This is a genomic window from Ferroglobus sp. (assembly GCF_015521575.1).
Taxonomy (GTDB): domain Archaea; phylum Halobacteriota; class Archaeoglobi; order Archaeoglobales; family Archaeoglobaceae; genus Ferroglobus.
Map to the genome: position 1 here is coordinate 1 of NZ_WANY01000191.1, position 11,394 is coordinate 11,394.

The 11,394-nt window shown below is 44.7% G+C and carries 10 protein-coding genes; 5 read left to right on the plus strand and 5 right to left on the minus strand.

All coding sequences use genetic code 11. The features are described 5' to 3' along the window. Positions 1 to 361 precede the first annotated feature (361 nt). Genes gyrB through F7C14_RS07515 form a run of 3 tightly spaced genes read left to right on the plus strand, consistent with a single transcriptional unit; the run spans position 362 to position 3,575 of the window. Positions 362 to 2,227: a DNA topoisomerase (ATP-hydrolyzing) subunit B gene (gyrB, locus tag F7C14_RS07505; RefSeq protein WP_290901479.1), complete on the plus strand. Its 1,866-nt coding sequence runs from the start codon at positions 362 to 364 to the stop codon at positions 2,225 to 2,227. A 2-nt stretch (positions 2,228 to 2,229) separates the two neighbouring features. Further along, positions 2,230 to 3,090 carry a damage-control phosphatase gene (locus tag F7C14_RS07510; RefSeq protein WP_290901481.1) on the plus strand — a complete coding sequence of 287 codons (861 nt, stop codon included), beginning with the start codon at positions 2,230 to 2,232 and terminating at the stop codon, positions 3,088 to 3,090. Beyond that, entirely contained in the window at positions 3,087 to 3,575 is a 489-nt protein-coding gene (locus F7C14_RS07515; protein WP_290901484.1) for a cysteine-rich small domain-containing protein, read from the plus strand. The genes F7C14_RS07510 and F7C14_RS07515 overlap by 4 nt, the downstream gene beginning before the upstream one ends. On the opposite strand, the gene F7C14_RS07520 is transcribed toward F7C14_RS07515, so the two are convergent. From F7C14_RS07520 to F7C14_RS07540, 5 genes are all read right to left on the minus strand, one after another. Next, positions 3,546 to 4,622, minus strand: a complete 1,077-nt coding sequence (locus F7C14_RS07520) for an iron-containing alcohol dehydrogenase (RefSeq protein WP_290901487.1) — start codon at positions 4,620 to 4,622, stop codon at positions 3,546 to 3,548. The two genes, F7C14_RS07515 and F7C14_RS07520, sit on opposite strands and share 30 nt — an antisense overlap. Before the next feature lie 150 nt (positions 4,623 to 4,772). Further along, positions 4,773 to 6,455, minus strand: a complete 1,683-nt coding sequence (locus tag F7C14_RS07525) for an acyl-CoA synthetase (RefSeq protein WP_290901490.1) — start codon at positions 6,453 to 6,455, stop codon at positions 4,773 to 4,775. Between the two features lie 102 nt (positions 6,456 to 6,557). Then, the gene (locus F7C14_RS07530; protein ID WP_290901493.1) at positions 6,558 to 7,244 is read right to left on the minus strand and encodes a DUF1614 domain-containing protein; all 687 of its coding nucleotides are present in this window, start codon (positions 7,242 to 7,244) and stop codon (positions 6,558 to 6,560) included. After that, entirely contained in the window at positions 7,241 to 7,477 is a 237-nt protein-coding gene (locus F7C14_RS07535; RefSeq protein ID WP_290901502.1) for a PRC-barrel domain-containing protein, read from the minus strand. The genes F7C14_RS07530 and F7C14_RS07535 overlap by 4 nt, the downstream gene beginning before the upstream one ends. Positions 7,478 to 7,526: 49 nt before the next feature. Next, entirely contained in the window at positions 7,527 to 9,944 is a 2,418-nt protein-coding gene (locus F7C14_RS07540) for a CDC48 family AAA ATPase (RefSeq protein ID WP_290901495.1), read from the minus strand. Here F7C14_RS07540 and larC point away from each other — a divergent pair. Together larC and F7C14_RS07550 are read left to right on the plus strand one after the other, a co-directional pair. After that, positions 9,943 to 11,130: a nickel pincer cofactor biosynthesis protein LarC gene (gene larC / locus F7C14_RS07545; RefSeq protein ID WP_290901498.1), complete on the plus strand. Its 1,188-nt coding sequence runs from the start codon at positions 9,943 to 9,945 to the stop codon at positions 11,128 to 11,130. The genes F7C14_RS07540 and larC overlap by 2 nt on opposite strands. Beyond that, a partial coding sequence (locus F7C14_RS07550) for an ATPase domain-containing protein (RefSeq protein WP_290901500.1) occupies positions 11,127 to 11,394 on the plus strand: 268 nt, incomplete at its 3' end. The genes larC and F7C14_RS07550, both read left to right, overlap by 4 nt.

Consider the following 11,394-nt stretch of genomic DNA (forward strand, 5'->3'; position numbering starts at 1 on the left):
CAGCCTAATCAAAATTGTAAATAATATCCTCAGATGTAAAGTTTTTGGTTAAGAAAAATCGGAGAGTCAGATCAGAAAGATAACACCTACCTTATCCTTATCCTCAATTACCTATAAATTTTCATCCTGCCACTGAGGATCAATATAATGACCTGCAGCATTGCAAAGTAGTAGTAAAGTCTCTCAACGATCTTTTCAATCATGCAAACACCCGCAGCTTCTTTATCCGACTATTTATAAATTTTTCTCTTTTACGTTTTTAACAACTCTCCGGGGTGAAAATATGATGTTATGATAAGTTCCGGTTGTTGGATTAATTGAGCACCCAAGAGTTTTAAACCGAGAGATTAAATTTGGTTTCGTGGAAGACTACACAGCAGAGCAAATCGAAGTTCTTAGTGATTTGGAAGCAGTGAGAAAAAGACCGGGAATGTACATTGGTGGAGTTGGAATTAGGGGACTTCATCACCTTCTATGGGAAGTTATCGACAACAGCGTCGATGAGCATTTAGCTGGCTATTGCAGTAGAATAAAGGTCGTGCTGCACAAAGACGGAAGCGCAAGCGTCGAGGATGATGGGAGAGGAATTCCGACTGAGATGCATCCCCTCGGAAAGCCGGCTTTGGAAATAGTGATGACTAAGCTCCACGCTGGAGGAAAGTTCAGTAAAAAAGCCTACAAAGTCTCCGGAGGTTTGCATGGAGTCGGTTTATCCGTTGTAAATGCGCTTTCTGAGTGGGTGGAGGTTGTTGTTAAAAGAAACGGAAAGATATACAGACAAAGATACGAGAGAGGAATTCCGGTAACTCCCCTTGAGGTTATCGGGGAAACCGATGAAACGGGAACTTACGTGAGGTTCAAACCTGACGAGGAGATCTTCGAAACGACCGAGTTTCGTTACGACATAGTGGCACACAGACTTAGAGAGCTTGCATACTTGAACAAAGGACTGAAACTCGAACTGTACGATGAAAGAAGTGGGAAAAAAGAGGAATTCTACTCGGAAAAAGGCATTGTGGAGTTCGTGGAACACCTCAACGCAAACAGAGAAAAAATTTCAGACGTAATATACATAAGCGGAGAAAAAAACGGTATCAGCGTTGAAGTTGCTCTGCAATACACCAATACTGACTTCGAAACAATTCTTGCCTACGCCAACAACATACACAACGTTGAGGGAGGAACGCACATCGTCGGATTCAGAGCAGCTTTAACGAGAGCGATAAACGAATACGGAAAGAAGAACATCAAGAACTTCAAGCCGATAACTGGAGTGGACGTCAGAGAAGGTTTGACAGCTATAATCTCCGTTAAAGTTCCTGAACCTCAATTCGAAGGTCAGACAAAAACGAAGCTGAGCAACAGCGAAGTGAAAACAGCTGTGGAGACGATAGTTTACAGCGAGCTGATGAGATGGTTTGAAGAGCATCCGGATCAGGCTAACAAAATAATAGAAAAGTGCATATTGGCTGCCAAAGCGAGAGAGGCTGCGAAGAGAGCGAGAGACGTTATAAAGAGAAGGGAGGAGGTAGCAACTCTTCCGGGAAAGCTTGCTGATTGTTCCTCAAGAAATCCGGAGGAAAGAGAGCTGTTTATAGTTGAAGGAGAATCTGCCGGTGGTTCGGCAAAGCAAGCGAGAGATAGAAGATTTCAGGCAATTTTACCGATAAGGGGTAAGATCATCAACGTGGAGAAAGCAGGTATGGTCAGAGTTCTGAAAAACGATGAGATAAAAGCGATTATAGCTGCCATAGGTGCTGGCTTCGGAAAGGATTTCGACATAAAAAGGGCGAGATACAAACGGATCATCATAATGACCGACGCAGATGTAGACGGAGCTCACATAAGAACTCTGCTGCTCACTTTCTTCTACCGCTACATGCGTCCGCTTATAGAGAACGGATACCTATACATAGCCCAACCACCCCTCTACAGAGTTAGGAAGGGAAAGAAGGTTTACTACCTCTACTCCGACAAGGAACTGGAAAACCTGCTTAAGAGAATAGGAGACGGTGAAGTTCAAAGATACAAAGGTCTGGGGGAGATGAATCCAGAACAGCTTTGGGAGACGACGATGGATCCGAAGAGAAGGATACTCATTCAAGTAACGCTCGAAGATGCGGCAATGGCAGAGGAAATCGTCTCGATCCTCATGGGAGAGAACACGGAAGACAGGAAGAAGTTCATAATGGAGCACGCCGCAGAAGTTAGAAATCTCGACACGTAACTATGAGGATCGCCGCTAAATGCCCGGCCTGTTTGCTGAACAGGGTATATCTCGAATGCAAGATAGCTACAAAAGACCAGAGTAAGATAGAAAAAGCCGTCGGAGAAGCTCTCAAAATTCTAAGCGAGGAATACGAAAAGAAGGGCATCAACGCCTTAATAGCCACAAAAATCCACAGGAGGGTTTACGAGGTTCTCGGAGTTGAAGATCCGTACAAGCCTCTAAAAGATAGAGCGAACGCTGTTGCAAAGGAAAACCTACCCTTCGTTGAAAATTTCATTTCGAAACTTTCAGATAAGTTCTACGGAGCTGTTGTAGCAAGCATAATCGGTAACGCCTTCGACTACGGGGTTCTGGATCACAAAGTCGAAGAGGGCAACTTCAAAACGTACTTCCTTAAAATGTTTGCAAAAGGGCTGGCTATCGACAACACAAAGGAAATCAAAGATCTCTCCAAAGGAAGGGTTGTCTACGTGACTGACAACGCTGGGGAAATATTCTTCGATTACTTACTGATAAGAGAAATTAAGAAGATCTCGGAGAGAGTGAGCGTTGTTGTTAGAGGAAAACCGATACTCAGCGACGCGACGATTGAGGATGCGAGACTTGCCGGAATAGATAAAGTTGCTGATGAAATACTTCCAAACGGAGGGGAGATCGGTATTGATGAGGAACTACTCCCTGAGGAGACGAAAAGTAGAATAGAGGAGGCTGATATAATCGTGGCTAAGGGTATGGCTAACTACGAATGCCTGTCCGAATCAAGGTGGGAAAGCATCGCTTTTCTTTTAACCGCCAAGTGCGAACCAGTAGCGAGGGATATAGGAGTCAGCGTCGGCAGCATGGTGGCGATGCTGAAATGAGGGAAGAAGCTCTGAAGGACTTGATTTCTGCAATTTTCGGGATGAAGAAGGGAGAATGCGAGTACTATCCCTGCCACTTCGAAGGGCAGGATTGCTCTCTCTGCTTTTGTCCCTTTTATCCGTGCCTATACAACGCTTTTGGGAGGCTTAAAGACTTTAAAATATGGAGCTGCATGGAATGCACGTGGATTCACGAGAAGGAAAATGTGGAAAAAGTTGTTGAATACTTTTCATTAATTCCCGTCCAAAAAATAGCTGAAATGAGCTGGGTTGAGTTGAACAAAGCCTTTCAAAAAATTGTATTCGGTGAGGAGGTTTGGGAGGAAGTAAACGGAGTTTACTCTTTACTAAGAATGAATGAAGGTTTGGGGAGCGAGCTGATAGATGTCAGAATCGAGAATTACAACATAGCCGAAGTTAGAAGAATAAACAGAGTTGAAGATGCGAAATACGTTCTAACTCTCTACGATCCCGGTTTTGATTAAAACGAGCTCAAGTTCTTCTTTGCTTGGATTTACGTCCTCTAAGATCGTGTACCTTTTCTTTCTGATTCTCTTGGCGTAAATTAGGGCTTCGAGGACTTGTTCCTTGGTCAAGTTTAGCTCCTTTGCAGTCGTCGGCACCTGAGCTTTTTCAAGAATTGTCTTTATAGCCTCCCAATCTCCCGTTCCGTAGTACTTTTGGTGGAGGTACTCCATTATTATCGTCCCTAAAGCTACTTGCTCTCCGTGTACTCCGCTTCCGTACCCAAGATAGTCCAAAGCGTGGCTGAATTTATGTTCCGCTCCGCTTGCCGGTCTGCTTGACCCGGCTATAGCTATCGAAACTCCGCTCAAAATCAACCCTCTAATGAGCTTTTCCAGAGTCGTCAAATCGTCCTTGAAATTTACGCTTTCCAAGTTGAGCATGAGAGTGGAAGGAAGATAAGCCATCGAAGCGGCAACTTCGTTATACTCCTCATCAATTTTGTCTCTCGCAAGTTTCCAATCTTTGACGGCGGTGATGTTAGAGATTAAATCTCCGAAACCAGCTCTAAGGAATCTTATCGGACTATTTCTCAAAATTGTCAAGTCCGCCAGAACGGCAGTTGGAGGGTTGACGGAAATTGAAACGGGCTTACCGTTCTCTTTAAAGCTCGCGACCGGCGAAGCAATACCGTCGTTTGACGCTAAAGTTGGGATGCTTATAAAAGCAACATTAAGTTCGGTAGCGATTACCTTCCCCACATCTATTACCTTCCCTCCGCCAACCCCCACAACGGAATCGATATCGGTGTAACCCAAAAAAAGTTCAATCCTCCTAACCTCGCTCATCGTAGCCTTTTCAACGAAAACTTTCTCAACAATATAATCGGCTATTTTCTCCTCGATTTTCGCTCCGACAACTTCATAAGAGTTTTTTCCAGTTAGGAAGAGAGTACTGTTTAAGTTGAAGGAATCGAGAATATCTTTAACTTTTTTCCTTGAAGTCTCGCTAACCTCAACATAGTAAGGAAGTTCAACAATTCTTGTGAGTTCGGTTTTGTATTTCATGACCCTCCTACAATTCGAAAGTTAATAAAAATTAAGGTGCTATCACAAGTCCCTCACTCAAACGTCAAAAAAATTGCAAACAGGCTTTCTAAACTTTCTTTAGGTAAACTGAACTGCTACGCTCAAAAGAAAAAATGAAAAATTGGGAGTTTACTTCTGCTGCTTCTGAGCCTCTCTCTCCCTCAACACTCTTCTTAGCAGCTTGCCCGTCGCAGTCCTCGGTAGCGGCTCTGTTGTGAACTCGATTATTCTCGGCAGCTTGTACTTGGCTATGTGTTGTTCAAGGAACTTAAGGATGTCCTGCTTGAGTTCTTCACTCGGCTCATAGCCTTCTTTGAGCCTTATGATCGCTTTAACGAGCTGTCCTCTGATTCCTTCTGGATCCGGAACTCCGATGACAGCACACTCAGCCACAGCCGGGTGCTGGCTTAACGGCTGCTCGATTTCATCGGGACCGATTCTGTATCCAGAGGACTTGATGAGATCATCGTCTCTCGACACGAAATAGATGTATCCGTTTTCGTCTCTTCTGACGAAGTCACCAAGGACGTTCCATCCGTTTTTGACGCTCTCCTTCTGCTTCTCATCAAGAGGTCTCGTCGGGTGGTTCCAGTACCTTATTCCAGTCGGACCCTTTATGTAGAGATTTCCGACCTCGTCGGGCTGGCATTCTTTTCCAGTCTCAGGATCAACTATCCTGACCGTATAGCCAGGCACCGGCCAACCGATGCTTCCCGCAACAGGCTTGGGAGCGACTGTGTTGCTTATGCAGATGTGAACCATTTCCGTAGCTCCGAGGGATTCGTAGATTGGCATTCCGAACTTCTCCTGCCACTTCTTGGCAGTCTCAGCACCGAGAGCTTCTCCTCCTCCGGTGCAAAGTCTCAGGCTTGAAAGGTCGTACTTCTTCAGATACTCGTCAAGGTTTGGATTTGCGAGAATCATTCTGTAAGCAGTTGGCAAAGAGCTGAAGACGGTTATACCGTGCTCTTCAACGAAGCGGAAGAAGTTCTCAACGCTGAATCCTGGCCAGATACTTGTAGCAGCTCCGTGGAAGTAGGGAATAAGGCATCCGTTACCGTAACCCATGGCGAAGCTCACTGGAGCCGGTCCACCAACGACGTCATCTTCGGTGAGCTTCCAAACGTATTTTCCTACTAAGTAAACCGACGAAAGAACATTCTCAACAAAGTGCACGCAACCCTTCGGCAAACCAGTCGTTCCACTTGTGTAGAGAATCACAGCCGGCGTTCCAAGCTCTAATGGAACCGGATCGAACTTGCTGCTCTGCTTGTAAATTTCGTTGAACGAAACGAACGGCTCTTTCAGATCTTCTTTTTCGGTAACGATGACTTTCTCGACTGTCTTAAGTTCCGGAACGCTCTCCTCGACCGCCTTAAACGTCTTGTCATCTCCAGTTACGAAGATTGCCTTTATCTCAGCGTTGTTTGCAACGTGTACGATTTCCTTTTTAGCCCACATCGGGTTGAGAGGAACAGGGATCGCTCCGGCTTTCATTATTCCGAAGTTCACCGCCACAGCTTCCGGCATGTTTCTCATTCTGAAACCTACCCTGTCGTACTTTTCAACTCCAATTTCCTTGAGGAAGTTTGCAACCTTGTTGCTCAGTCTGTAAAGGTCTCTGTAAGTAACTCTTCTATCCTCAAAATAGATAGCAACTTTTCTTCCCCTTCCTTCCTTTATGTTTCTGTCGAGAATCTCCTCAGCGAGGTTCAGCTCTTTTCTATCCCCTATGTACTGCTGCACTTCATCCGGAATAATAATGTCCGGCCAAGTCTCCTTTGGCACGACATACTTCATTATGTCTGTCATGTAAAACAGTTTACTTGAACCGATTATAAAGTTTGCGAAAATTTATCGTGAATGTTCAGCTTCCCTTAAAAAACTTCCAGTAAGCTCAGATTAAATATAGACCTAAAGTAGTAGGAAAGAGAAAACAACAGAAAACACTCCCGTTAAGAAAATTCCGTCAAATGTTCCAGCCCCTCCTATGCTGACGACTCCGCTTCCAATCTCTTTAATGTCCTTCAGATGCATTAAATCAGCTCCAACAATCGATCCGAAAACTCCCGAAACGAAAGCAAGTTTGGGAAGAGAGAGCAAATTCAACTCGAAAACCTGGATGATCGTAAAAGAACACATGAGAGCTATCAGCGGAGGGACAAAGAGAGGAACGACGATCCCAACTCCCGGGATCGGCTTTGCGAAGAGGTAGATTAGAAATGATGCGATCACAATGGATAGGAGAGCCGGAAAAAGCGGTAAAGTTAGTAGCACTTTAAAGGCAAGGATCGACGGAATTAAAGCCCCACCAACGTTTATCGCCACAACTATCTGCTTTTTCTCCACGTAATAGTAGTAGAAAATTCCGAAGATACTTCTCCTCCTAACGACTTCCCTCCCTTCGATTTTGTAAACGGGAAGGTTAACGAAGCTTCCGACGACAATAACTGAAAAAATCATGAGAGCTTCGATGGTGGAAATTCCAAAAAGTGTTTTGAAAACTTGGGTCGTCGTTAAGACGAAAGTCAAAGCAAAAAACGGCAAAATTACGAAAAGGACGAAAAGGGGCAAAATTAAAGGTGGAAAAAAGTACCTCATCTGCTCAGCCTTTTCCTGTCAACGACTATGTAATCGCTTATCGACTTTACGCTTTCAAAAGGTATTATGTAATAACCGTCCACCTTTTCTATTCCGCTTACTTCATTCTGCGGCTTCACAACCAAGCTTATCAACGAACCCGTTCTGAAGTCCACGTTTATATTGTACAAAGTCCCGAGAACTGTACCATCAGATAGCAGCACGGTCTTCCTTGCGAGAGATTTTGCAAACATTATCACCACCCAAAAGGATTTAAAAAAGAGGAGGCTATAAAAGTTTCGACTAACCGTACCCGATTATCGTCTTCGCTTGCTTAGGCTCAACCTTCACCTTCTCCTCAAACTTCTCGTAGAACCTCAGCATAGCTTCGTTTATGCTGGGCTTTATCTTCTTTATAGCTTCATAAAAGTGTCTCATCTCGACCTTCTCTGCGTTGATGTTTTCCCTCAAAGCGAGCATTACAGCTTCTCTGCAAACGGCTTCTATGTCAGCTCCCACATAACCTTCGGTTAATTCTGCAAGTTCTTCGAGATCGACGTCATCGGCGAGAGGCATATTCCTCGTGTGAATTTTGAAGATAGCGTACCTGCTCTTCTTATCTGGAGGTCTTACGTATACAAGTCTATCGAATCTTCCCGGTCTTAACAAAGCTGGATCGATTATGTCTGGTCTGTTAGTCGCTCCGATGACAATAACTCCTTCAAGCTCCTCAAGCCCGTCCATCTCAGTTAAAAGCTGATTAACGACCCTTTCAACTGCCCTACTTCCTTCGTCGATCCCCCTCATTTGGGCTATTGCATCGATTTCGTCGAAGAAGATTATGCAAGGAGCCACCTGCCTTGCTTTCCTGAAGATCTTCCTCACAGCCTTTTCGCTCTCTCCGAGCCACTTGCTCAAAAGCTCACTCCCTTTAACGCTTATGAAGTTCGCCTCGCTTTCGTTCGCTACAGCTTTAGCTATCAGCGTTTTACCAGTTCCCGGAGGACCGTAGAGAAGAACTCCCTTGGGCGGTTTTATTCCGAACTTTCTGAACTTCTCCGGGTATTTTAGCGGCCATTCCACCGCTTCGATAACCTCTTGCTTTACATCCTCCAACCCGCCGACGTCTTCCCATGTAACTCTCGGAACTTCAACCAGAACTTCCCTCATCGCTGAAGGTTCTATTTCCTTCAGAGCCTCCTTGAAATCATCGAACGTCACCTTCATTTCCTCAAGGAGCTCCACCGGCAGTTCGTCTCCGTTCAAATCGATTCTCGGCAGATACCTCCTCAAAGCCTTCATTGCCGCCTCTTTGCATAAAGCTTCGATGTCAGCTCCGACGAATCCGTGAGTTTGATCCGCCAGATGTCTGAGCATCGCTCTGATTATTTCCCTCTCCAAGTCAGGCTTCAGCTCTTCGGGAAGAAGATTTTCAATTATTGCCTTTACCTCCTCTTTCTTCTCCGCCTCCTTAACTTCCCCGATAACGAAGTCAATTTGAGCGTATCTCGAATCGCCCTCCTCCTTCAGATAATTCTTCAGAGCGTTTAAAGCCTCTAAAACGAACTCCCTTGAGTATTCTGGATCTAAAGGCATGTTCCTCGTGTGAATCTGGAGAATCTCGTATCTTCCTTCCCTGTCCGGAACGCCAATCTCTATTTCTCTGTCAAACCTCCCCGGTCTTCTTAAAGCCGGATCTACGGCTTCAATTCTGTTCGTCGCTCCGATGACTATCACTTGTCCTCTCTCTTCAAGTCCGTCCATTAGCGTTAGAAGCTGAGCAACAACTCTTCTCTCAACCTCTCCGGTAACTTCGTCTCTCCTCGGAGCTATCGCATCAATTTCATCTATGAATATAATGCTCGGAGCGTTTTCTTTAGCCTTTTCGAAAATCTCCCTAAGCCTCTGCTCGCTCTCTCCGTAGAACTTGCTCATGATTTCCGGACCGTTTATCGTCAGGAACGTTGCCCCTATTTCGTTCGCTACAGCCTTAGCTATCAGTGTTTTACCAGTCCCCGGAGGACCGTAGAGAAGAACTCCCTTCGGCGGCTCTATTCCGAGCCTTTGGAATATTTCCGGATACTTGAGCGGAAGTTCTATAACTTCTCTGACCTTCTGAAGCTCCTCCTTGAGTCCACCTATATCTTCGTAAGTAACTCCAGCCTTTCCAAACCTTTCGAAACCTTTAACCGGTCGTTCTCTGAAGACAACGTGAGTCTGATCGTCTATTATCACCGCTCCCTTCGGTTCAGTTTTAACGGCAACGAGGACTGTAGCCTGATTCTGTGTGTATTTACCAAAGCCCGTAAAAGCCGGAGCTCCAACGATCGGAACGAGGTCTCCTTCCATAACGGGTCTTTTAAGTAGTTGATGCTTCAGATACTCTCCAATATCAGCTCCGTAAATTTTGAAGTCAAGTTTTTTTAGGGGAGCAAGGATGACTTGCCTCGCTATTGAATACTCCGCTTTTCTAACCTTAACGGTATCTCCTATATTCACTCCGGCATTTTCCCTTATAAAGCGATCTATTCTTATTATTCCTCTCCCCCAATCTCTTTTTGGAGCCCTCCAGACTTTAGCGACCGTTTTTCTTCTTCCCTCAATCTCTATTATGTCGCCGGGAGATATATTTAGCCTGAACATTGATTCGGGATCGAGCCTTGCTATGCCTCTTCCAGAGTCACTGGGGTAAGCTTGATTAACTTTGAGTAGCAGTTCCATGATTAAAGTAAAAGCTTTAGAAGATAAAAAGTCTTGTGGTAGCATGAGAATTGCCGTAATTGACGCTTTCAATGGTGCAAGTGGAAACATGATTATAGGAGCACTCTATGATGAGGTAATTCAGAGGGAGGATATCGAAAAAATCGTCGATGAGTTAAACCTTGAGGTTGAATACAAAATTGAGAGGGTCGTCAAAAAAGGAATAACATCAAACCTCGTCAGAGTGAAGAGCGAAACTAAGGAGAGAAGTTTCAAAGAAGTTGTAGAGCTCGTCGAAAGTTCGAGGATTGACGAGAGAGTAAAAAAGGAAGTTATAAAAATTTTTGAAAGACTTGCGAAAGCCGAGGGAAAAGTTCACGGAAGAGATTACAAAAAGGCGAAATTCCACGAAGTGGGAAGCGACGACGCTATTTTCGACATCACCCTTTCAGCACTCGGCTTTCTAAGACTGAGAGAAAGAGGTTACAGAATTTACACGAACAGAGTCAGAACCGGAGTGGGATTCGTGGAATTCACCCACGGAAGGTATCCGTCTCCAGCTCCAGCAACTTTAGAAATTCTCGCGAATTCGAAAATCGAGGTTCTTATGGAAGGTGAGGGAGAACTTCTAACTCCGACAGCAGCCGCAATTTTAGCTCACTTCTCGGAAGGAACGTTTAAAAACTCTTTTAAAATTAACAAAATTTTGTACGGAGCTGGAGAAAAAGAGACAGAGGTTCCGAACGTTCTAAGGATAATACTTGGAGAAGCCAAGATTCACGACAGGATTGTGGTAGTTGAAACCAACGTTGATGACCTCTCTCCTGAATATCTAAGCTACGCTGTTGAAAAGCTTTCAGAGATGAGCCATGACGTTTACGTTACTCCGGTTCTGATGAAGAAGGGTAGGCTCGGAAGTTTGCTTTCAGCGATAGTCAGTTACGATAAAGCCGAAGAGGTTGCGGAAAAGATGATGGAGTTAACTGGTTCTCTTGGAGTCAGGATACTTCCCGTGGAGCACAGGTTGAAAGCCTACAGAGAAGTCAAAGAAATTAAGGTGAAGATTAACGAGAGAGAATATAGAGTTAGGGTAAAATTGTCCGACTACAGAATTAAACCGGAGTACGAAGACGTTAAGAGGATTTGCGAAGCCGAGAATTTATCTCCCGAAGAGGTTTATAAGAGGATCATGAAGGTGATTGAATGAAAAAGCTTCCAACCGGAAGCTTGTGCATTGATTCTCTGCTCAGCGGCGGTGTTGAAACCGGAACTATAACTCAGATCTACGGAGTAAGCGGAAGCGGAAAAACTTCCCTCTGCCTCATGCTTACCTACAACACCGTCAGAAGGTTTGGGAGAGCAGTTTACATCGACACAGAAGGATTATCTCCAGAGAGAGTCAATCAGATTTTCGAAGATAAGAGCGTTCTCAACGACGTTTACATCTACGACGTTTACGATTTTAAAATGC